Origin of the sequence: Pseudomonas sp. P7758 (assembly GCF_013386485.1) — a bacterium.
Lineage (GTDB): Bacteria > Pseudomonadota > Gammaproteobacteria > Pseudomonadales > Pseudomonadaceae > Aquipseudomonas.
On the sequence record NZ_JACARS010000093.1, the window covers coordinates 1 to 22,321 of the forward strand.

Genomic DNA, 22,321 nt, shown 5'->3' on the forward strand with positions numbered 1-22,321 from the left:
GGCGCCGGCATGGGCGGGCGATAACCGCCACCGCCGCCATGGGGCACCACAAACGTGCGTGCGCCACCACCGCCGCGCAGTTGCCAGGCCTGGGCCGCCAGCGGATCGAACAGCGTCAGCAGCAAAGTCGCGGTCAGCACCGCCGCCATGCTTTTCATGGCTGTTCTCCCTGAGGCTCCAACTGTTGCAGGGGCACCGCGCGGGCGCCGGCCGGTGGGGTGAACTCAAAGTCGGCAGGCTTGGGCGGGCTGTTGAGCTGCCACAGGTAGTTGACGCTGTGCCGAGGGTGTTCGGCGGTGTCGCGGCGGCTGATCACCAGTCGGCAGGGCAGCGGTTGCGCGCCCTGGCGAATCCACAATTGCCAGTCGATGTCCGGCTGGCGGTAGGCGTAGTGGGTGCAGGTCTGGCCGTCGATGGTTTCACTGCCGATCAGCACGGCGTTGCTGATGCCCACCTCCTTGGCGGTGCCGGGATGCCAGCGGAACAGGTCGGCCAGGGGCAGCTCGATGCCATAACGTTCACTCAGCTGGTCGAGCAACCCGCCGATATTCGCCGGTGCCGCCTGGTTGGCGAAGTAACCGCTGCGGCTGTCGTACAGGGTGAAGCGCTGGCCGTTGTAGAACAGGCTGCGGCGCTCACCGTCGCTTTCCACCGAGACGTGCAGCTTGTCCGGCTGCATCGCTGCAAGGCGGGTCTGGTGACTGAACTCGATGGTCTGGCCGTTCTCCAGCACCTGGTCGGTGTGGCTGTGGGCGTCGATGCGAAACTGCTGCAGGCTGCGCAGGTAGCCACCCATCTGCTCCAGGGCGGTGAGGGCCTTGGGTTCCAGCTCGTCGGCCAAGACGGTGTGAGGGGTGAGCAGCAAGCCTGCCAGCAATAGACGCGCGAGATGAATACGGGACATGGCGCACTCCGTTCATTCCGTGAAGGTGGCTCTCACCAGACGTACTGGAGGCGGAAGGTCCAGGTGTTCACATCGGGTGAACCGGTGCGCTCGGAGACCGTGTCGTTATAGGCGATCAGGCCGCCAAACTGGGGTGACAACATAAAACCCAGGCTGGCGCCCAGCAGGCCGTTTTCCTGTTTGTTGTCTTGCCAGTCGCCGTCGATCCTGCTTTCGCCGCCGCGGTTGTAGGTGGCGTCCAGCGACACCCAGAGTGCGCGGTTGATGGTGTAGCTGTAGTGACCCTCGATGGCATACAGCGGCTTTTGTTCCAGCTTGCTGTCGCCGTGGTAATCCTTGTTGTCGCCAAACAGCGAGACGTAGGTGTTGATTTCCAGCCAGGTCGGGCCAATCGGGGTGCCGAAGCCCAGTTCGGGCTTGAACACCCAGCGGTTGGAGCCGATGTTGATGATGCGGTCTTTATCGTAGTCGCCGGTGGGCATGGTCATCCACAGCGCACCGGTGAGGAACGTCTCGGGCTTCCAACTGGCGAACTCCTCGGCGGTCAGTGCCGGGCCACCGAAGATGTTATGGGCGAACACAATCTGCGTGTCGCCCATGCCACCGTTGCGCTTGGTCCCACTGAAAAACTGGGCGTTGTCGAACGACGCCGAAACGTCGGCGTACGGCTGGATAAACTGGATGGCGCTGTTGCGCCCGTCGATGCCGAATGAACGGGCGTAGCGGAACAGGTAGAGGTCGGCGTTCAACGACAGGCCGTTGATGGGCAATGTCGTGTCGATCGGGGTGTTGGTGTCGACCCGGTTGTAGTAGCCGAACACCATGTTCAGATCCGTCGGGGTGTTCTGCCAATCCCTGGCATTGTCGGCAAACCCTATCCCTGGCATCAGTGCCAGCGTGGCGGCGGTAAACGCACTCAATTGACTACGTGAAACCATGGCTCTACTCCTTGTAAATGCCTGATGTCAGGGTGCAGCGGTACTACGTGACCAGGCGCTATTTGATCGGTGTGAGCGGTGGCAGCTTCCATTGGCCGTTGCCCACTTCAGGCTTGGGCAGGTAAATGCGCAATACCGCGTAGAACGGGCCGGGCGGTGCTGGCAGCCAGTTGCTTTGTTCGGCTTTCGGTGGCTCGTGGTGGGCCACCAGCAGCGTCAGGCCGCCATCGGCATCGAGCTTGAAGTTGGGCAGCATCCGCGAGTTGAGCAGGTAGCGTTTCTTCAGGTTCGGCACCAGCAGCTTGGTCTTGGCGTCGTACATGGTCAGCGACCAGAACGCATCGGAGGGTGGCAACTGGCCCTTGTCGAAATGCAGGGTGTAGCTGTGGCGTGCGCCGTTGGCCGGTTTGCCCTCACTGTCGACGAAGTAGCTCAGGTAGGCGGCTTCGTCGGTGGAGTTGCCGAAGATGCCCATGTTGGCGCCGGCGTAGCGGTACAGGTAATTGTTCTGCAGGTGATCGCGGCTGCCGAACAGGTCACCGCTGGTAACCTGGTGCGTATCGACCTTGTCTTTTTTGAACGCCGCAAACTCGGCCTTGCCGTCGGCTATGCCGTCTTCCAGGGCCTTGCGTTGCTCGACGGTGAGGGCCTTGAGGTCAAACGGCTTGCCGGCTTCGACGCCGATCCTGGCAAAACGCGCCAGCACGTCTTTCTCGCTGTCCTGAGGCGCCGCATAGCCCAGCATGAAGTTCAGGTAGCGGAACAGGTGCACGCTGTCGCTCATGTTCGGGGTGGGCTTGGGCCAGGCGATTTTCGGCGGCTTGGTCGGTTTCGGCTGGTTCACATAGTTGCTGAGGGTCTGGACCTTGTAGCCGCCCTGGATCTGCTTGACCTTGGCCAGGTCCTTGTCATCGAACAATTGCGTGCGGTACAGCGCGTAGGCGATGTTGCTTTCGCTGTACACGACGCGGTCGATATTGGTGGGCTGCTGACCTTTCCAGCCGGGGCCGGCGATCATGTAGTGACCACCGTTGTTGCCGGTGCTGCGGGTGCCCAGGTAGCCGAAGTTCTGGGTGTAGAGGTCGATCAACTGCACCGAGTAGTAGCGGTTGTCCTCGATCTTCGGCAGGGTCAGCACCACCGGCTCGGCGCGCAGGTCGAGCCAGACGAAGGAGTAGGGCGTGTCCGAATTCGGTGTAACGAACGCAGTGTCCTTGGGCGTGAACACCTGCGCGGTGTTGCCGATATGGTTGAACGGCGCCTTGTAGTTCGGCCCGGTCTTGTCGACGGCCTGGGTGTAGAGGGTCTTGTACATCTCCACCACGGGGAAGCCATAAAGGTAGGCTTCCTTGGCGATGGCCCTGGCTTCACTCGGCGTAGCGGTGAAATCGGCCCAGGCGCCGGTGCTCATGAGAATCGAGAGGCTCGCCAACAGCAGGCGCGTCGGTTTTCGAATCATGTTGTTGCGTCCTTACTGAATCAGTCGGATATCGTCGAGTTTCCAGCTTTTATCGAAGTAGGCTTCAGTCGGCGCGTACAGTCGGAAATAGCTGAACCAGTGTTTGCCGGGCAGAGTTTGCACCCAGTTGCTCTCGAAGTCTTTTGGCGCGTGCGGTCCGAAGTAAAGATCTATCGATCCGTCGGCATTTTTCTTCAAATCCTGGCGTGAAGACAGGTCCGCTTTACGCTGTGGGTTGTCGATCAGGCAGCGGCTGTCGATGTCATACACGGTCATCGACCAGAACTGCTTGGCCGGTGGGTTGGCGCCGACATGCAGGGTGTAGGCCTTGCCGCCGTCGAGCCATTGGCCCTTGTTGTCGGTATAGGCGCCGAGGTACGTCTGGCCCAGGCCGGGGGTCTTGGAAACCATGCCTTTGGTGTTGGTGACCGCTTCATAGAACCAGGCGCTGCGTTCCCAGAGCTGGTCATAGTAGGTAACGCGCTGGGACGGTTCGGCGATATTGAGCACGGTGTCCCACTGCCGGTCTTTCCAGTACTGGGCCTGGGGGAAGCGTTTGGCGAAGGCATTGGCCTTGGCAATCAACTCGCCCATTTGTGCGCCTTGCTCCAGGGCCTGGCGTTGGCGTTCGTTGGGGTTAAAGGGTTTGTCCTTTTCGATGCCCAGGCTGGACAGCATGGCCATATAGAAGCGGTCACGCTCGTTGACGGGCTCTTTCTGGATAATCCCGTGCAGCCGTTCCCAGTAGGCCATGCCGCGCGGCTGGGTGCCGGACCAGGGCTTGCCGCCGGGAGACAGTAAGCGGGTTTTCGCCGGGTTGGCGCGCTGGGCGTAGGGGTACATCCTGAATTGCTCAACCAGCGCCTTGCCCTTGGCCGGGTCGGGGTCGAGTACGCGAAAACCCACCAGCACGTTCATGGTTTCCGATTTGGCCAGGTAATACTTGCCGGCATCTGCGGGTGGCTCCTGGCCGGGTGGCAACACCAGGTACTTGCCGCCCTTGCCCAGGTCGGGGCCGGTCTGGCCCATGTCGATGATCGCCCGTTGCCAGAAGTCGCCAATCCCGCCGGCCGTGGGGCCTGGCGGCAGTTCGATCACCAGCGGGCCGGTCTCGTTGAGGTCGACGAAGCCGAGGATATACGGTGTGGTGGCGTTGGCCGTGATCACGCCGAGCTTGTCTTCGTAGGTGGTCAGTACCATCAAATCGCCGCTGCGTGCGCCAAGCTTGGTGCTGAATTCGTCCTGCCATTGGGCGTAGGACACCAGCGGCAGGGCCCAGAGAAAACTCTGGGTAGCCTGCTGGAAATCCAGCTCGCCATACAGTTTGGCGATTTCGCTGTGGGCCGGCAGTTCACCTTCCATGGTGATCGGGCCGATGCGGGTGTCCAGGGTCTGTGCCTGTACAGCGGCGGTCAGGGTTAACAGGCAGAACCCGGCACTACGAATCAGAACACGCATAAAATATCCTTATTTCCCAAACGTGACGTTGATCCCGGCAAACAGGGTGAACTGCGGCAGGCCATCGCCTTTGCGGGCCACGGTCCATTGCGGTTCGAGGTAGGCGTTGAGGATGTTGCTGCCGGATTTCCAGGCTTTGCCGGCACCGAACCCGATAGGGATGTAATGGGTGTCGTTTTTCAGGTCGAACGTCCAGGTGCCGGTAGAGCGCAGGTACCAGCCCTTGGGCAGGTTGTGAATGATGAACGGCTGGAAGGTCGCGCTTTCGACATGGGCGCGGTCACTGTCCCCGGCAAACGAGCTTTGGTATTGCACCAGTGCGCCGAGCAAGCCGCGGGGCGAGGCGTCGATGGCCACCGCCGCCAGTCCGGCCTGCCACTTGCCGGTGCCCAATTCATCGTGCTCGGCGGTAGGTGCGGTGATTTGCGGGCCGATGCCCAACTGCACGCCATCGGTCTTGAGCAGGAAGATATCGAACAGGTTCAGGTCGCCGATCCCGGTGGTGTAGCCACTGTGGGGGTCGGGGCGCGTACTGATGGGCAGGGTGGCACGTAGTAACTGAGGGACACCGATGAAATCCGATGGCGCAATCGGCAATGTGCCGCGCAGCAGCGTGTCATTGGTGTGGGCGTTGCTGTCGAACAGCCTGGGCGTGTAGTAATCCTGCAGGTTCGCTCCCGGCGCGAGGTTCAGCGGGTTGTTACTCTTGTTGGCGGTGTCGGCGTTGTCGGCCTGGGCCGAAATCACAGGCAACACCGAAGCCACCAGCACAACTGCTGGAAAATACGATGACTTGAGCATGACCACTCCCCAATTCCCTGGTGATGTTCCCGATAGCGCGTTTGCGAAGGCTAGGGGCTGTCGTTATTCACTATTACGTGTAGGACATGTCGTTTGACGCTAGCAGTAAATTCCGCACTCGCTAGTCAATCGAAAGAATTAGTTGTTTGCTGTGGTCGCGATCACGGAGGCGTCCGCTGGGCGCAGACTGCATTGGAATGCCGTCACTGTGTAACGGCATTGGGGAATAGGGGGCTTCAGCAGACGGGCAGTATGGATTTGACCTTGTCACGCAACTGATCAATCGAGAACGGCTTGCCGATCACCTGCATGTCGGCTGGCGAATCGATATTTTCGGCATAACCGCTGGCGAACAGGATGGGCAGGGCGGGGCGTATTTCACGGGCCTTGAGGGCCAGTTGCTTGCCGTCCATGTCCGGCAGGCCGACGTCGGTCATCATCAGGTCGATGGTCTGGTCGGTGTCTTGAACTATTTTCAAGGCTTCTTCGGCATCGGCCGCTTCAAGCACTTGGTACTCCAGCTCTTCGAGGACATCGACGATCAACATGCGCACGATGGCGTCGTCTTCGACTACAAGGATGGTGGAGGGGGCGGCTGACATAGTGGAGGTTCCCGAACAGTGGAAGGGGCAGGTCTTGGGCAATGGGAAGACCGTTTTCATCCTGAGTATTGTCGGTCCCGGCAAGTTCCCCAGATAAGCAAAACATTGTGCCGGTAACGGCTACAAATGTCGCGTATCACTGCCACTCACTTGCCAGGGGCTTGCTGGAACAACCAGCAAGCCCCTGGCATGGTCTCAAGCTGCCGGTTTTATCGGTTAAAGGGATCCGTACACCAACCCATGGACCCGGCTCTGGTTCTCGCTTGCCTTGAATGTGCTGACCGTATATTCCGGGTTTGTCGGCGTCCCAAACGCTCCCGGGATGAGCGGCGTCTTACTGTTGGCCAGCGATTCCTTCATTCCTTTCTTCATGGCGTCCTCGGTCGGAAAATTGACCAATCCGAAATTGGGGTCGAAATAGAACCATTTTCGCGTGCCGCCTTCCACGATCACTCCCGCTGTCATCGCGTGGACGGGCGTGGCGATGATGAGTGTCTTGGACGTCGTCGCGTTGGCCAGGTCATCGATGATGGCCTGATAGGACTTTTGCGTGACGACTTCGGCCGAGTGCGGTCGCTTTCTGAAGTGATCCTGGGCTTCGCTCATGTCCTTGATGAACCTCGCCGATTTTGGGTTGGTTTCCTTGGTCGCCGCCGCAATGAAAAGCTTGTCGATGTACTCGTCCTGTTTTCCAACGGACACGGCGTAGGCCATTGCGTTGGCTAACACGCCACATTCGCCTCCGGTCACCGTGTCCACCTGGCTCAAATAGAAATTCTGGGGCATGCCCCTGAGCTTGATGCCGGGGATGCGCTCAATTTCGGCTTTGTAGAACTCATAGTTTTTAAGGCCGACTTCTGATCGCTTTTTGCCTATTGACTGTGCCAGGGCGCCGATTTCTTCGGGGCTTCGATTCGGCTTAAGTGCCAGTTCCATGAGCTCTGCGATATCCATGGAGCCCGAGTAGCCCGGGATGTCATCCACTACCCCGTTGTTATAGCCACGCATATACGCATCGTGGCTCGTTGTTCTGGCGTGTTCCTGCGTAGCCTTGAATGAGTTGGATAATTGCTTGGAGGGTGTGTTTTGCGCTTTGGTGGCCGGCCCTCCGACAAAGTACTCCCAGAAGCTTTCAACGTTGTCCTGGACCGACACGGTCTGTGGCGTGAACCCCTTCAACGGTGGGCCATAGGGTTGTTTCTTGAGGGCGTCGTACGCGTACCATTCGCCCTTGTTCAATACAGCGGAGGCTTCGACGGTTTGATCCGCCAGCTTGATGGTGCCGATTGCCGCGACGCCATGCTCCTTGCCGGCGGCTTTCAACAGGTCATGGCTGCCGGCTGCCCCCTTGAGTTTGTTTAGCCCGTTAATGCTTTTTTCGACTACAAACTTGCCGCCCCGGTTAATCAGTCCTGCGCCTCCCAGAAGCAAATCGCCCAAGCCGCCCACCGGGTTCAAGGCGCCGATGGTGGCGACACCGATCTTTTTGGCAACATTCAGCGCCTTGGCGCCTGCACTGAGGGCTTTTGTGCCCGCCTGTGCCGCTTTGGACGAACCCAGGCTGACAAAACCCAGCAGGTCCAGCTGGAGGTCAATCGCCCCCTCCAGGTAATTACCCTTGGTAAAGTTGGCAATCGCTGACTTGAAGGGAATGAGGTCGAGGAAGAAATGGGTCACCTTCAGCTCGGTTTTCATTTGCTTGTCGTAGGTCGTGGCGCCTTTGGCTTGCTTGACGACATCCTCGTTGCCCAGGTCGAGGTTTTCGACAAATGCCTCCGCGATGTACTGGGTACGGGCGGTGGCAAAGCTGTTGGGAGGCAGTGGGTTCGTGTCTGTACTGGCTGAGCGCTCGGGCTCAGTGGCCTCTGAAGCGTCGAATTTTTTTATTCTGTTTTCCTCGATCGCCAGTTCCCAGGTACTCGCAGAGAAATCCTGGGGCGTTACTTTTTTGATGCTGCCGTTTTTTATGTCCAGCCTATAGGTAACAGGTTCCGTGCCACCCTCTACCTGTATCAGCAGCTCATTTTTAATCGGTTTGAAAAGCGAGGTGACCAGGTTTGGGCCCAATTGATAAACAGAGGGCTGGTAAAAAGTGAGGTTGCCTTGCTCGATGTTTTTTCGATCTTCCAGCGGCAGGCTGGCGATCAGGTGCTTTACGGTGGTGGCAACCCCGTCGTTCAGCGACTTGATCGACGCTTCAAACTGCTTTTGAAATGTCGCGTTTACGTCGAACTTGAGCGACTGGCCTTCCAGTGCCTGGGTGATGTCTGGATCCTTGGATTCCCAGGTGTAATCGCCCAAGCCACTCATGGCGATGTCCAGCAACGAATGCAGGCCCGCAGGTGCGCGGTTTGGGTCGTAGAGCGGTACGCCAAACTGTTGTTGGCGGGTGTCCTTCACCGTCAGGGCCTTTTTTTCAAACGGCACATCTTCGCCAAATCGCTCTTTGAGCTGGGCCAGTGCAATGGCCTTGCGGCTCGGGATATCGGTCTCCAGCAGGGTGGAGGCCTTCATGCGTTCATCCACCTGCTGAGTGAACTCGACGCGTATCGCTTCCAGCTGGTCGGGGCTGTAGGCATCGTTGGGTTGTTTGCTGATAACGCCGTTGGCCACTGCCCAATCAATCAGCGCTGCCCTCTGTGCGCTTTGGGTCACGGCGGGCTCGGCGAGTGCAGCGCTTTCGGCCTTGAGCATCACTTGTGCGAAAGTCATGTTCGGTACCGAGCCCGGCGACTGCGCTTCAATCGACGCCGCCGCAACCGCCAGGTTGACCCAGGCCGGGCTGCCATAGGTCACGCTGGCCGGGATGTCTTTGATCAGGAACTCCGGGGCTGTTCTTGCCAGCAATACGTAAGCACCCGCCTGGGCCATTTCGGGGCTCGTTCTGCCCTCGCTCGACAGGTGTGCGCTCAGCCCGTTGACGATGGCAGAGGCCGGCTTGCCCCAATGTTCTTCACTGGCCACGTCGAAACCGGCCAGTTTGTTCCGTTGAGGCGCCTGGATTGACTCGGGATCCATCTGTGCACTGATGGCGGCCAGCAGGTAGTCGTAATGGCTGTTCTTGGTCTCGATACCATTGAGCCCGCGCTGCAGGGCCTGGCCCATCAGTTGGCCTTCGGGCGAGCTTAAAAGAAACTCGAGGATCTTCGCCGGGTCGTTCAAGGCGGCCACAGGAATGGGATTCTGGTACGCGAGAAAGTCCAGGACGCTCTTTGTCTGCGTGACTTGCGGCTGATCGCCGAGGTGGTGGGCGTGGTTCATCGCAAGCAGGCGCAACTGAGTTTGCTGGTTCTGGTCCAGCGGTGCAGGCCAGGACAAGGCTCCGCCCAGGTCACCGAAAGGGTGGGCGGCGATCCTGACGGTCGCTTCCAGTTTCAGCTTGAGCAACTCGGCCTTGGAGGTTGGCAGAGGCACCCCGTTGGCATTCAGGAATGCCTCCAGGCTTTGGTTGACCCTGGTCCCCATGTCCAGGGTGTTGTGATGGGACGAGTCCGGATGAATGGCCATTTGTGTGAGCTTCAGGACGGACTGTACATAGGGGGCGGTGTCGTAGTCTTGCAGGGCCGGGGCTGCGAGGTTGATGGCGTCCAGCAGGTTCTGCCAGTTCTGCCGGTCGGCCATGGGCTGTTTCAGCACATCGGAGCGGCTGGCGGCTGATGCTGGCGCTGCTGCAACGGCAGGGGGCGTGGCTGGCTGGGGGCTCAGGGACGATGCCCCGGAAGCAGGGGAGGAAAAGAATTGGGGCGCAGGCTGTTGCACGGAGAGGTTGCTGACATTTTGCATCGGTGGGTACCTGTTTTATTAGGAGATACGCGCCTTTTCCGAGGAGGTTCCCTGTTCCCCACGGCACCCCTTTGGGTGGGGCGGCCCACACACAACGTTCCAGGCTCACTTCGGTTCCCATGTAAGAAGGAAAGTCAATTGCCGAGTGTTAAAAACACATCCATTCGTTTATTTATCAATGGGTTATGTAATCCATGTCGCTACGGGTAGCAGAAAAATAGCGCTCAGGCGCAACTTTGGGGCAAACTCCTCGTTTTTCCGTATTGGCCAAGGCATGCCCATGACTCCCGCGTCGTCTGTCGATGAGAAAAGCTTCCGTAAATTGCTGGGCCGCAACGTGGCACTGCCGTTGGGCGTTGGCGTGCTCAGCGCGGTGTTTTTCGTCGTTCTGATCACCTACCTGTTGTCGGTGATCCAGTGGGTCGAACACACCGACCGGGTAATCAACAATCTCAACGAAACCTCGAAACTGACCGTGGACCTGGAAACCGGCATGCGCGGCTTCCTGATTACCGGTGACGAGCATTTCCTCGACCCGTACGAAGTGGCCAAGCCGCGGATCATTTCCGACTTGCGCAACTTGCAGGCACTGGTGGCGGACAATCCGGAGCAGGTGGACCGGCTCAAGCGTCTGGAGTCGTTGCAACAGGCGTGGAACACCTACGCCCAGTCGATGATTGACATGCAGCGGCAAAACGGCGATTACCGCACCGCCGTGAAAGCCGGGCGTGGCAAGAGCCTGACGGACGAGATTCGCAAGGAGTACGACCGGGCGGTGGCGATGGAGCAACAGTTCCGCATCACCCGCAATGAAGACGTTACCCGCACCACGATCATCAGCGTCACCTTGTACCTGGTGTTTGTGCTCGGCCTGAGTGGCTTCCTGGCATATGTCGGCCGAAAGAATCTTCTAGAGCTTTCAAACAGTTACAGCGAAAACCTGATGTCGCAGCAGAGGATCGCCAAGCGCCTCGAGCAGCAAGCCTGGTTGCGCAACGGCCAAACCGAGCTGGCCGAGCAGGTCCTTGGCCAACTGACGCTGAACCTGCTGGGGCGCAACATTTTGCAGTTCTTTGCCCAGTACATGGGCTCGGCGGTGGCGGCGTTGTACGTGCGTGAAGAGCACGGCGGCCTCACACGCGTGGCTACCTATGGCTTCTCCCGCGAGCAGGAGCAGCAGGAACAGTCGATCTACAACGACGAAGGCATCGTCGGCCAATCGGCCCGTCAGGACCGCCTGATTCGCCTGGACGATGTGCCGGTGGATTACTTCAAGGTCAGTTCCGGCCTCGGCGAAGGTGCGACCCGCAGCGTGCTGGTGGTACCGACCAGCGATGATGGCCGGGTCAACGGGGTGATCGAACTGGGTTTCCTGCGTGCACTCGATGACCGTGATGTCGAACTGCTGGAGTTGATTGCCGACAACATCGGCACCTCCATCGAAGCCGCGCGTTATCGCCAGCGCCTGCAGGAAGTGCTGGCCGAAACCCAGCAGCTCAATGAAGAGCTGCAAGTGCAGCAGGAAGAGCTCAAGACGGCCAACGAAGAGCTGGAAGAACAGTCGCGCATCCTCAAGGAGTCCCAGGCCCACCTGGAAACCCAGCAGGCGGAGCTGGAGCAGACCAACGAACAATTGGCCGAACAGACCCAGACCCTGGCCGAGCAGCGCGATGCCATGGACCAGAAGAACGTCCAGCTCAACCGCGTACAGATCGAGCTGGAAGAGCGTGCCGACGAGTTGCAGCGCTCCAGCAAGTACAAGTCCGAATTCCTCGCCAACATGTCCCACGAGCTGCGCACGCCGCTGAACAGCTCGTTGATCCTGGCCAAGTTGCTGGCGGAGAACCCCCAGGAAAACCTCAGCGCCGAACAGGTCAAGTTCGCCGAGTCGATCTACTCGGCCGGTAACGACTTGCTCAACCTGATCAATGACATCCTCGATATCTCCAAGGTCGAAGCCGGTAAGCTGGAAATGCGCCCGGAGAACACCAGCGTTGCGCGCCTGGTGGATGGGCTGCGCGGCATGTTCGAGCCGCTGGCGGCCGACCGCAAGCTCGGGTTCCAGGTGGAGGTGCAGGAAGGCTCGCCACACATGCTGTTCACCGACCGCCAGCGCCTGGAGCAGATTCTGAAGAACCTGCTGTCCAACGCCATCAAGTTCACCGAGAAAGGTGAGGTCAGCCTGTCGGTATCCCGGGCACCGGGGGAGGGCATCGCCTTTACCGTACGCGACTCGGGGATTGGCATCGCCCCGGATCAGCAGGAAAGCATCTTCGAGGCCTTCCGCCAGGCCGATGGCACCACCAACCGTCGTTACGGCGGCACCGGCCTGGGCCTGTCGATTTCCCGGGACCTGGCGAACCTGCTGGGCGGCTATATCAGCGTCACCAGCGAACCTGGCCAGGGCAGTATCTTTACCCTGGTGGTGCCCGAGCACTATGTAGAGCGTGACGAAGACACCCCCGCGCTGGAACAGCCGCGCGCGGTAGTCCCTGTGCCTGCACCGGCGCCGATCAAGGTGTCGCCGATGCCGATCGCCCACGAAGCGCAGATCCCGCGCTTTATCGATGACCGCGACAAGGCTCCGTTCGCCACGCGTTGCATCCTGGTGGTGGAAGATGAGCCCAACTTTGCCCGCATCCTCTTCGACCTCGCCCATGAACTGGGTTACCACTGCCTGGTGGCCCATGGCGCAGACGAAGGCTACGCCCTGGCGGAACAGTACATTCCCGACGCGATCCTGCTGGACATGCGCCTGCCGGACCATTCCGGCCTGACCGTGCTGCAACGTCTCAAGGAACATGCCGGGACCCGCCATATCCCGGTGCACGTGATTTCCGTGGAGGACCGCGTCGAAGCCGCCATGCACATGGGCGCCGTGGGCTATGCAGTCAAGCCGACCACCCGCGAAGAGCTCAAGGATGTGTTCGCCCGCCTGGAAGCCAAGCTGACGCAGAAGGTCAAGCGTGTGCTGCTGGTGGAAGACGATGACCTTCAGCGAGACAGCATTGCCCGCCTGATCGGCGACGATGATATCGAGATCACCGCCGTAGGCTTCGCCCAGGAGGCCCTGGACCTGCTGCGCACCCACATCTACGACTGCATGATCATCGACCTCAAGCTGCCGGACATGCTCGGCAACGAGCTGCTCAAGCGCATGTCCATCGAGGACATCTGCTCGTTCCCGCCGGTGATCGTCTACACCGGGCGCAACCTGACCCGCGATGAAGAGGCCGAACTGCGCAAGTATTCGCGCTCGATCATCATCAAGGGCGCGCGTTCCCCCGAGCGCCTGCTGGACGAGGTGACACTCTTTCTGCACAAAGTCGAATCGCAGTTGTCCCATGAACGCCAGACAATGCTCAGGACTGCCCGCAGCCGCGACAAGGTGTTCGAGGGCCGCAAGATCCTGCTGGTGGATGATGATGTACGCAATATCTTCGCCCTGACCAGTGCCCTGGAGCACAAGGGCGCGATTGTCGTGATCGGCCGTAATGGCCGCGAGGCGATCGAGAAACTCAATGAAGTCGATGACATCGACCTGGTACTGATGGACGTGATGATGCCGGAGATGGACGGGTACGAGGCCACTGCCTTGATCCGCCAGGACCCGCGCTGGCGCAAGCTGCCGATCATCGCGGTGACGGCCAAGGCCATGAAGGACGATCAGGAGCGCTGCCTGGCGGCAGGCTCCAACGATTACCTGGCCAAGCCCATCGACCTGGACCGGTTGTTTTCATTGATTCGCGTGTGGCTACCCAAGATGGAACGGATTTAATTGGAACGAAGCACTGACATCGAACTGCGCTTGTTGATTGAGGCGATTTACCTCAAGTACAGCTACGACTTTCGCGACTACTCCGGCGCTTCGGTCAAACGCCGCGTGGCCCATGCGTTGCGTCAGTTCGACTGCGCCACCATCTCGGCCTTGCAGGAACGGGTGCTGCATGACCCGACGGCGTTCATGCAGTTGCTGCAGTTCCTGACGATTCCGGTCAGCGAAATGTTTCGCGACCCCTCGCACTTCCTGGCGATTCGCAAGGAAGTGGTGCCGCTGCTCAAGACCTACCCGTCGATCAAGATCTGGATCGCGGGCTGCAGTACCGGGGAGGAGGTGTATTCCATGGCCATCCTGTTGCGTGAGGAAGGCCTGCTGGAACGCACGATCATCTACGCCACCGACATCAACCCCCGGTCCCTGGAAAAAGCCAAGCAGGGGATTTTTTCCCTCGAGAACATCCGCGCCTATACCCACAACTACCAGCAGGCCGGTGGCCAGCGTTCGTTTGCCGATTACTACACGGCGGCTTACGATCATGCGATCTTCGACAAGACCCTGCGGGAGAACGTGACGTTTGCCGATCACAGCCTGGCGACCGACAGCGTATTCTCCGAAACTCAATTAATTTCCTGTCGCAACGTATTGATTTACTTCAATAAAAAGTTGCAGGATCGGGCGTTTGGACTGTTCCATGAGTCGCTGTGTCATCGCGGCTTCCTGGTGCTGGGCAGCAAGGAAACCCTGGATTTTTCCGCCTACAGCAAACAGTTCGACCCCCTGGTCAAGCAAGAACGGATCTACCGAAAATTATGAATGAAGCTACTGCCAGCCCGGTATCCGGGATCGAGGCCATTGTGATCGGCGCTTCCGCGGGCGGTGTCGAGGCATTGCTGAGCATTTTTGGCGAGCTGCCGGCGAGCTTCGGCCTGCCGATCATTACCGTGCTGCATTTGCCCGACGAGCGCCGCAGCCAGTTGGCGGAAGTGTTTGACCGACGCGTATCGATGAAGGTGGTGGAGGCCCGCGACAAGGAAGTGATCCAGCCCGGTACCCTGTATTTTGCCGGCCCCGGTTATCACCTGTCGGTGGAGCACGACCGCAGCCTGTCACTGAGCCAGGAGGACCGCGTGCACCATTCCCGCCCGGCAATCGACTACCTGTTTGATTCAGCCGCCGACGTCTACGGCAAGGGGTTGCTGGCGATTTTGCTGACGGGGGCCAACCAGGACGGCGCCCGGGGCCTGGCCCACGTCAAGCAGAGCGGCGGTACCACGGTGGTGCAGGACCCTTTGGAGGCCCGCGTCGCCGTGATGCCCCGGGCCGCCCTGGCGCTGCATGAACCTGACCATATCCTCACCTTGAGCCGCATCGGCACCTTGCTGGCTTCCCTGGAATCCTCCCCATGTTAAGTACTGTCCAGGCCAAACTGCTGATCGTCGACGATCTGCCGGAAAACCTGCTGGCCCTTGAAGCGCTGATCAAGCGCGAGGACCGCCAGGTCTATAAGGCATTGAGCGCCGACGAGGCCTTGTCGCTGCTCCTGGAGCACGAGTTCGCCATGGCCATTCTCGACGTGCAGATGCCGGGCATGAACGGCTTCGAGCTGGCCGAACTGATGCGCGGCACCGAAAAGACCAAGAACATTCCCATCGTGTTTGTCAGCGCTGCCGGCCGTGAGCTCAACTATGCGTTCAAGGGCTACGAAAGCGGCGCCGTGGATTTCCTGCACAAGCCGCTGGATATCCACGCGGTCAAGAGCAAGGTCAACGTATTCGTTGACCTGTACCGCCAGAGCAAGGCGATGAAGCAGCAGGTTGAAGCCCTGGAGCAAAGCCGGCGCGAGCAGGAAGCCTTGCTCACGCGCTTGCAGGCCACCCAGGCCGAACTGGAGCAGGCCGTGCGCATGCGCGATGACTTCATGTCGATCGTCGCCCACGAAGTGCGCACGCCCCTCAACGGGCTGATCCTGGAAACCCAGCTGCGCAAGATGCACCTTGCACGGGACAACGCCGCGGCGTTTACCCTGGACAAGATGCACGCCATGGTCGACCGCGATGAGCGGCAGATCCAGAGCCTGATTCGCCTGATCGAAGACATGCTCGACGTGTCGCGCATTCGCACGGGCAAGCTGTCGATCCGCCCCGGTCGCTTTGACCTCACGCAACTGGTGCACAACCTGCTGGAAAATTTTGCGCCGCAGGTGGCGGCGGCGGAGTCTTCGGTGGCCTGGGTCCAGGAAGGGCCGGTGGTAGGCAACTGGGATGAATTCCGTATCGAACAGGTGGTGTCCAACCTGTTGACCAACGCCTTGCGCTACGGGGCCAAGAGCCCGGTGGAAGTGCGGGTGTACGCCGAGCATGGCGAAGCGCGGGTAGAAGTACGTGACCACGGGATCGGCATCAGCGAAGACAACCAGAAACGTATTTTCCAGCAGTTCGAGCGCGTGTCGGCCAACCATGCCGTGGCGGGCCTGGGCCTGGGGTTGTTTATCTCCGAGCAGATTATCGCGGCCCACGGCGGGACCATTGAAGTGGAAAGCCGGATAGGCGAGGGCGCGTTGTTCCGCGTCTGCCTGCCCCTGGAGGCCGGGGCATGAAATCAATCGCAAATCCGACGCAACCTCTGCGTGACCCCATGGTCGTATCAGCAGCAATTGACCGGACAAAGGCTTCCCATGAGTGAAGATGCACAAGATGTTGTACTGATCGTCGAAGATGACGAATCGATTATGTTTGTGTTGGGCGAGTACCTGGCGGGCCTGGGGTATCGGGTGTTGAAGGCGATTGACGGTGAGCAGGCGTTTGAAATCCTGGCCACCAAGCCGCACCTGGACCTGATGGTGACCGACTACCGCCTGCCTGGCGGCATTTCCGGGGTGCAGATCGCCGAGCCTGCGATCAAGCTGCGACCGGAATTGAAAGTGATCTTCATCAGCGGTTACCCGCAGGAGATTCTCGACTGCAACAGCCCGATCACGCGCAATGCGCCGATCCTGGCCAAACCGTTTGACCTGGATACGTTGCAGGAACATATCCAGCGGCTGTTGGCTTAACCTCTTGAGAAGAGGGAGCACACTCCCTCTTCAAGCCTTGATCATCTCCCTCACCTTTGCCGTCAACAGATCAAAGGTGAACGGCTTGGTGATCATCTGCATGCCCGGGTCCAGAAAACCGCCCCGTACAGCCGCATGCTCTGCATAGCCGGTAATAAACAACACCTTCAACTCGGGCCGCACCTGCCGGCCGATCTCCGCCAGTTGCCGGCCGTTCATGCCGGGCAGGCCAACGTCGCTGATCAGCAGGTCAATGCGCTGGCTGGACTCGATGATCGGCATGGCACTGTCGGCATCACCGGCTTCGACGAAGGCATAGCCCAGTTCACTCAGCACGGCGCTGACCAGCACTCGCACGGCCGGGTCGTCCTCGACGATCAGCACGGTCTCGCCGGCATTGGCGAACGGCAGCAATGCCGGGTTGAGCGGTTCATCTGCAATGACCTCGCCGACATACCTCGGCAGGAACAGGCTGACGGTGGTGCCTTGGCCCACCACACTGTGGATCGACACATGCCCGTGGGATTGGCGCGCAAACCCGTAGATCATCGACAACCCCAGCCCGGTGCCCTGGCCGATGGGTTTGGTGGTGAAGAACGGGTCAAATGCACGGCTGATCACGCTCTCGGGCATGCCGCAACCGGTGTCGCTGACGCTCAGTTCCACATAGTCGCCAGGGGTGAGGGTGCCGTAGGCTGCGGTAAACACACTGTCCAAGTGGCGGTTGGTGGTTTCCACCACCAGTTTGCCGCCGTTGGGCATCGCATCCCGGGCATTGATGGCGAGGTTGAGCAGGGCGCTTTCCAGCTGGTTGGGGTCGGCTTCGGCGGTCCAGAGTTGCTCGGTCAGGCGGATATCCAGGGCAATGCTTTCATTCAGGCTGCGTTGCAGCAGCTCACCCATCGAACTCACCAATTGATTGATCTGTACCGGTTTTGAATCCAGCGACTGGCGACGGGAAAACGCCAGCAAGCGGTGGGTCAGGGCGGCCGCGCGGTTGGCTGAAGTGACACCCAGGTCGATCAGGCTGTCGAGGTCTTCGGTGCGGCCTCGAGCCACGCGCCTGCGCAGCAGTTCCAGGCTGCCGATGATGCCGGTCAGCATGTTGTTGAAGTCATGGGCGATGCCGCCGGTCAATTGGCCGACGGCTTCCATTTTCTGCGATTGGCGCAACGCTTCTTCGTTATTGCGCAGCTGCGCCGTGCGTTCTTCCACCTGTTGCTCAAGGGTTTCCAGGGTGCTTTGCAGGCGCTGTTCGCTCTGGCTCAGGTCGATCAGCCGGTCGCGGGCCTCGTATTGCCGACGACGTCCGCGCAGCGCCGTGGTCACGAGGCTGATCAGGGTGATCGGGTGGAACGGACGCTCCAGGAACGTCACGTTGCCCAGCAAGGTGCTCAGGTGCGACGAGCCATTCTGTTCGCTGCCGCCGTGGTGCGTCATCAGCACAATCGGCAGGTCTGACCACGCCGGTTGTTGATGCAGGTGCGTGAGCAGCGGTTCCAGGTCGATACCGCGCAGGGCTTCGGCAGCAATGACCAGCAAGCCGGCACCGTGCTCCAGCTCCTCGCAGAGCATCTGCAAATGGCTGGCGATGATGCCGTTGAAACCAGCCTCATTGAGCATCATCAACGCCAGGGAGCTGTCGCGACCCAGGGGCGCCAGAATGATCGCCCGTTCGAAAATGGCCGGCAGGCCACTCATGAACTTTCATCCTTGAGCAGCGGGTTGTCGGTGCCCATGTAGGTCGGTACGCCGCGCAATACACCCTGGAACGCATCAAGCGGTTCGCCGATGGTCATGCCACGACTGCCGATGCGGTATTCGCGAATGGTCGATTCGTGGCTGCCGGTGCGTTTCTTGATGATCGAAATCGCACGCCGCACCTTGCCCAGCGCTTCGAAGTAACGCAGCAGGATCACGGTGTCGGCCAGATAGGTAATGTCCACCGGCGCCTGCATGTCGCCCACCAGCCCGTGCTGGGCGACGGTCATGAAGGTCGCAGCGCCACGGCGGTTGAGGTACAGCAGCAGTTCGTGCATGTGCAGGATCAACGCGTTCTCTTCCGGCATCGCGGCCTGATAGCCATTGACGCTGTCGATCACCACGGTCTTGATCCCGCGTTCGTCCACACAGCGGCGTACCCGATGGGAGAACTCGCCGGGGGACAACTCGGCGGCGTCTACCTGTTCGATCAGCAGGTTGCCGGTGGCTTGCAGGGCCTCCAGGTCGATGCCCATGTTCTTCATGCGCTCGAACAGCAGGCCCAGCTCTTCGTCAAAAATGAACAGCGCGGCTTTTTCGCCCCGGGAGACGGCTGCCGCGGCAAAGATCATCGATATCAGCGATTTGCCGGTACCGGCCGGGCCCAGGATCAAGGTGCTGGAACCTGTCTCGATCCCGCCGCCCAACAGGGCGTCCATCTCGCGGATGCCGCTGGTGAGGGTCTGGCGGTTGTAGCCGCCACGGTGCTCGGCTGCCACCAGGCGCGGGAACACATGTACGCCGTCTTCCATGATGGTGAAGTCGTGAAAACCGCCGCGGTATTTCTGGCCACGGTACTTCACGATCCGCACGCGGCGGCGCTCGGCGCCGTAGTTGGGGGTCAGTTCTTCGAGACGAATCACGCCGTGGGCCACGCTGTGTACGGTCTTGTCGAGGGACTCGGTGGTCAGGTCGTCCAGCAGCAGCACGGTGGCGTCGTAGCGCACGAAGTAGTGCTTGATCGCCAGGATCTGCCGGCGATAGCGCAGGGAGCTTTGCGCCAGCAGGCGGATTTCCGAAAGGCTGTCGATCACGACGCGGGTAGGTTTGACCCGTTCCACCACTTCGAAGATCTGCCGGGTGGCTTCGCCCAGCTCAAGGTCCGAGGAATACAGGAGGCTTTGCTGGTGCTCGGCATTGAGCAGGCTTTCGGGGGGAGTCAGTTCAAAGATGTGAATGTGTTCGTCCAGGTCCCAACCATGGGACTTGGCACCCTGGCGCAACTCGCGCTCGGTTTCCGACAGGGTGATGTACAGCGATCGTTCGCCGTTTTTTGCGCCGGCCTGGAGGAAATGCAGGGCCACGGTGGTTTTACCGGTGCCGGGTTCACCTTCCAGCAGGAACAAATGGCTACGGGAAAGCCCTCCGGCAAGAATGTCGTCCAGACCTTCAATACCGGTGGCCGCCTTTGCTGTGAACAGCTCTTTGGATGTAGACAAGAAGTGCCCTCGGGTCACAAATAAGTAGTCGGCAGCGCCGTCTGGGGCGCGCCATATTTACTTGACCTTGCCGCCGTGTGGCGGTTCAACGTTTTGTATCAAATACCGCTTTTACAGGCCCTGTTGCAGCGCCGGGTCGTCCGGATTCTGCTGTTCAAGCTGTGCCAGCAGCACCTGCACATTCTGCAACTGGCCGGTTTCCTTCCAGTAATTGACCAGCAGCACCCTGGCTTTGCGATTGGCCGGGTTGCGCTGGATGATTTCTTCCAGCTGGCGCTGGGCGGCCTCCAGTTCCTGCTGGGCGTGCAGGGTGGTGGCCAGGTCGTAGCGGTAATCCTGATTGTTCGGTTCGAGCTCCACCGCCCGGGACAGGCTGAGCAGGGCAAAGGCGCGCTCGCCATGGTGCAGCAGCCACATGCCCAGGGCATGTTGCAGGTAGGCCGAATCGGGGTGGGCCTGCAACTGTTTGGCCAGGAGTTGGCGGGACTCGTCGACCTTGCCCTGCTTGTCCAGCAGTTCAATTTGCGCGACCACGGCTTGCAGGTTGTCCGGTTGCAGGCGCATCGCCTGCTCCAGGGCGTTTTGTGCGTCGGGCAGCAGCGCGCTGTGAATGTACAGGCGTGCCAGCTGGATCCAGCCTTCGGGGCTTTCGGGTTGGCCCTTGAGCAGCTTTACGTATTCGTCGAGCACTTGCTGCAACGGGCCGAAGTACAGGCCCAGGGTATCCGGGGACAGCCCGAGCAAGGCATTGGCCGCGGCAAACCTGACGCTTTGCTCCGGGTCATCCAGCAGTGGCCCGAGCAACAGCGTGCGCTGGCCGCTGGGCACCAGGCCGACAATGCTGTGAATCGCCGCCTCGCGCACCATTGGCGCGTCGTTGGCCAGGTCCTTGTCCGCCAGCTTGAGGGCCTGGGGGCTTGGGTAGTTGGGCAGTTCGGCATGCAGGGCGGCGCGGCGCACATCGGAGAGGTCCGGGCGGCCCAACTGTTGATACAGCACCCGGGCAGCGCCGGGTTCACCGTTGTGCGCCTGTTTCAAGGCCTTGGCGTAACCATGGGCGATGGCCGGGGGCACCACCACCGGCGTGGTGCGGGTGAAATACCAGGTGATCAGCACAATAAACAACAGGGCGCACAGGCCGACGATGGAGTAACGGCGTGACTTTGACATGCAGGCGTCCGAAAGCTGGGCAGCTAGTGCAAAGCCATCAGCTTCGGTCAGGTTATCGCGAGTGTCAAACCCGCATCACGTCAGCACGAACTCAATCGGCTCAAGGGCCGGCGGCAGCGTGGTTTCGCCGAGGGCGGCGAGAATCTCGCGCTCCAGGGTGCGCACGATGGCGTTGCAGGGCAGGTCGTTTTCGTCGAAGCCGAACGGGTCTTCGAGGTCGTCGCCGATTTCGTCCAGGCCGAAGAAGGTGTAGCTGACGATGGCGGTGAACACCGGGGTCAGCCAGCCCAGCGGCTCGGCCATGGCGAAGGGCAGCAGGATACAGAACAGGTAGATGGTGCGGTGCAGCAGCAAGGTGTAGGGGAAGGGCAGCGGGGTGTGTTTGATCCGCTCACAGGAGGCCTGGACCTGGCTCAGGCCGTACAGCCGGGTTTCCAGTTGGGTGTAGCGCCAGTCGCTGATGTGGCCCTGTTCGGCGAGGTTCGAGCAGCGGGCGCCGAGGTCTTGCAGGATGCTGTCGGGCAGGTTCGGGTGGCCGGGTTCTGGGTTGGCCCACGGTTTGATCGCCTGGCTTTCGTCTTCCAGGCGCAGGCGGGCGATCAGGCCATGGGCGAAACCGCACAGGCTGCGCAGGACGTGTTTGCGTTCGGCAGGGTTGAGGACCTGGGTTTCGCGGATCAGTGAGCGGATCTCGATGATCATCTGGCCCAGTTGTTTGCGGCCTTCCCACCAGCGGTCGTAGCAGGCGTTGTTGCGAAAGCTCATGAAGATGGACAGTGACAGCCCCAGCAGTGTGAAGGGTGTGGCGTTGACCTTGGAAAAGTAGGCCGGGTGCAGGGTTTCTACCAGCACGATGACTGAGGCCAGGAGGGTGACCAGCAGGCTGCGCAGCGCAATGCGTTTGGCGATCGAGCCCTTGAGGGAGAACAGGATGCCGAGCAGGTTGGGTTTGGGACGGACGATCATGGGCGGGCTTCTTGGGTGGTGCAGGCTGTCAGGTTAGAAGCATGTTTGCGTTGCGTCCAATTGCTTGGGCTGACTGGGTGATTGGTGGGGTCTATCGGGATTGAGTAAATATCCGTTTTTTCGGTGACCAGAGCGAAAGCAGATCTGCTTTTCTGTGGGAGCGGGCTTGCTCGCGAAAAACCTGAGGGCGCCGCGTTCATCCAGAAT

At 60.2% G+C, this 22,321-nt stretch carries 16 protein-coding genes; 5 read left to right on the plus strand and 11 right to left on the minus strand.

All coding sequences use genetic code 11. From position 1 onward, the window contains the following. Positions 1–154: 154 nt before the first annotated feature. From HX873_RS20220 to HX873_RS20250, 7 genes are all read right to left on the minus strand, one after another. On the minus strand, positions 155–904 hold the full coding sequence (locus tag HX873_RS20220) for a DUF2092 domain-containing protein (protein ID WP_177067780.1): 750 nt from the start codon (positions 902–904) through the stop codon (positions 155–157). A gap of 32 nt (positions 905–936) precedes the next feature. Further along, on the minus strand, positions 937–1,842 hold the full coding sequence (locus HX873_RS20225; RefSeq protein WP_177042108.1) for a transporter: 906 nt from the start codon (positions 1,840–1,842) through the stop codon (positions 937–939). A gap of 58 nt (positions 1,843–1,900) precedes the next feature. Continuing rightward, on the minus strand, positions 1,901–3,301 hold the full coding sequence (locus HX873_RS20230) for a DUF1254 domain-containing protein (RefSeq protein WP_177042106.1): 1,401 nt from the start codon (positions 3,299–3,301) through the stop codon (positions 1,901–1,903). Between the two features lie 12 nt (positions 3,302–3,313). Next, positions 3,314–4,759 carry a DUF1254 domain-containing protein gene (locus HX873_RS20235; protein ID WP_177067778.1) on the minus strand — a complete coding sequence of 482 codons (1,446 nt, stop codon included), beginning with the start codon at positions 4,757–4,759 and terminating at the stop codon, positions 3,314–3,316. A 9-nt stretch (positions 4,760–4,768) separates the two neighbouring features. Next, positions 4,769–5,560: a hypothetical protein gene (locus HX873_RS20240; protein WP_177067777.1), complete on the minus strand. Its 792-nt coding sequence runs from the start codon at positions 5,558–5,560 to the stop codon at positions 4,769–4,771. Between the two features lie 236 nt (positions 5,561–5,796). Further along, a complete protein-coding gene (locus HX873_RS20245; RefSeq protein WP_177042100.1) occupies positions 5,797–6,162 on the minus strand; it encodes a response regulator in 366 nt (121 codons plus the stop codon). 216 nt (positions 6,163–6,378) lie between these two features. After that, on the minus strand, positions 6,379–9,945 hold the full coding sequence (locus tag HX873_RS20250; RefSeq protein WP_256349647.1) for a hypothetical protein: 3,567 nt from the start codon (positions 9,943–9,945) through the stop codon (positions 6,379–6,381). Between the two features lie 280 nt (positions 9,946–10,225). On the opposite strand from HX873_RS20250, the gene HX873_RS20255 reads away from it, so the two are divergent. The 5 genes from HX873_RS20255 (at position 10,226) to HX873_RS20275 (ending at position 16,778) form a co-directional block, all read left to right on the plus strand. Then, the gene (locus HX873_RS20255) at positions 10,226–13,723 is read left to right on the plus strand and encodes a response regulator (protein ID WP_008431024.1); all 3,498 of its coding nucleotides are present in this window, start codon (positions 10,226–10,228) and stop codon (positions 13,721–13,723) included. Continuing rightward, on the plus strand, positions 13,724–14,539 hold the full coding sequence (locus HX873_RS20260) for a protein-glutamate O-methyltransferase CheR (protein ID WP_177067776.1): 816 nt from the start codon (positions 13,724–13,726) through the stop codon (positions 14,537–14,539). Beyond that, on the plus strand, positions 14,536–15,135 hold the full coding sequence (locus HX873_RS20265) for a chemotaxis protein CheB (protein ID WP_008431027.1): 600 nt from the start codon (positions 14,536–14,538) through the stop codon (positions 15,133–15,135). The genes HX873_RS20260 and HX873_RS20265 overlap by 4 nt, the downstream gene beginning before the upstream one ends. Next, positions 15,129–16,322, plus strand: a complete 1,194-nt coding sequence (locus HX873_RS20270) for a hybrid sensor histidine kinase/response regulator (RefSeq protein ID WP_003217587.1) — start codon at positions 15,129–15,131, stop codon at positions 16,320–16,322. Before HX873_RS20265 ends, HX873_RS20270 begins: the two co-directional genes overlap by 7 nt. A gap of 78 nt (positions 16,323–16,400) precedes the next feature. Next, a complete protein-coding gene (locus HX873_RS20275; protein WP_003217591.1) occupies positions 16,401–16,778 on the plus strand; it encodes a response regulator in 378 nt (125 codons plus the stop codon). A 30-nt stretch (positions 16,779–16,808) separates the two neighbouring features. Here the strand turns inward: HX873_RS20275 and HX873_RS20280 are convergent, their stop codons facing one another. The 4 genes from HX873_RS20280 to HX873_RS20295 form a co-directional block, all read right to left on the minus strand. Continuing rightward, positions 16,809–18,479: a response regulator gene (locus HX873_RS20280; RefSeq protein ID WP_008431031.1), complete on the minus strand. Its 1,671-nt coding sequence runs from the start codon at positions 18,477–18,479 to the stop codon at positions 16,809–16,811. Next, on the minus strand, positions 18,476–19,978 hold the full coding sequence (locus tag HX873_RS20285; protein WP_102369051.1) for an ATPase domain-containing protein: 1,503 nt from the start codon (positions 19,976–19,978) through the stop codon (positions 18,476–18,478). Before HX873_RS20285 ends, HX873_RS20280 begins: the two co-directional genes overlap by 4 nt. A gap of 111 nt (positions 19,979–20,089) precedes the next feature. Then, positions 20,090–21,148, minus strand: a complete 1,059-nt coding sequence (locus tag HX873_RS20290) for a lipopolysaccharide assembly protein LapB (protein ID WP_102369052.1) — start codon at positions 21,146–21,148, stop codon at positions 20,090–20,092. Between the two features lie 75 nt (positions 21,149–21,223). Then, complete coding sequence (locus tag HX873_RS20295) at positions 21,224–22,114, minus strand: bestrophin family protein (RefSeq protein ID WP_087693011.1); 891 nt, start codon at positions 22,112–22,114, stop codon at positions 21,224–21,226. Positions 22,115–22,321: the final 207 nt, after the last annotated feature.

Coding starts and splice junctions, on each gene's coding strand:
- HX873_RS20220 (WP_177067780.1), bottom strand. CDS start 904: ATGTCCCGTATTCATCTCGCGCGTCTATTGCTGGCAGGCTTGCTGCTC.
- HX873_RS20225 (WP_177042108.1), bottom strand. CDS start 1,842: ATGGTTTCACGTAGTCAATTGAGTGCGTTTACCGCCGCCACGCTGGCA.
- HX873_RS20295 (WP_087693011.1), bottom strand. CDS start 22,114: ATGATCGTCCGTCCCAAACCCAACCTGCTCGGCATCCTGTTCTCCCTC.
- HX873_RS20255 (WP_008431024.1), top strand. CDS start 10,226: ATGACTCCCGCGTCGTCTGTCGATGAGAAAAGCTTCCGTAAATTGCTG.
- HX873_RS20230 (WP_177042106.1), bottom strand. CDS start 3,301: ATGATTCGAAAACCGACGCGCCTGCTGTTGGCGAGCCTCTCGATTCTC.
- HX873_RS20280 (WP_008431031.1), bottom strand. CDS start 18,479: ATGAGTGGCCTGCCGGCCATTTTCGAACGGGCGATCATTCTGGCGCCC.
- HX873_RS20270 (WP_003217587.1), top strand. CDS start 15,129: ATGTTAAGTACTGTCCAGGCCAAACTGCTGATCGTCGACGATCTGCCG.
- HX873_RS20265 (WP_008431027.1), top strand. CDS start 14,536: ATGAATGAAGCTACTGCCAGCCCGGTATCCGGGATCGAGGCCATTGTG.
- HX873_RS20245 (WP_177042100.1), bottom strand. CDS start 6,162: ATGTCAGCCGCCCCCTCCACCATCCTTGTAGTCGAAGACGACGCCATC.
- HX873_RS20275 (WP_003217591.1), top strand. CDS start 16,401: ATGAGTGAAGATGCACAAGATGTTGTACTGATCGTCGAAGATGACGAA.
- HX873_RS20235 (WP_177067778.1), bottom strand. CDS start 4,759: ATGCGTGTTCTGATTCGTAGTGCCGGGTTCTGCCTGTTAACCCTGACC.
- HX873_RS20240 (WP_177067777.1), bottom strand. CDS start 5,560: ATGCTCAAGTCATCGTATTTTCCAGCAGTTGTGCTGGTGGCTTCGGTG.
- HX873_RS20250 (WP_256349647.1), bottom strand. CDS start 9,945: ATGCAAAATGTCAGCAACCTCTCCGTGCAACAGCCTGCGCCCCAATTC.
- HX873_RS20290 (WP_102369052.1), bottom strand. CDS start 21,148: ATGTCAAAGTCACGCCGTTACTCCATCGTCGGCCTGTGCGCCCTGTTG.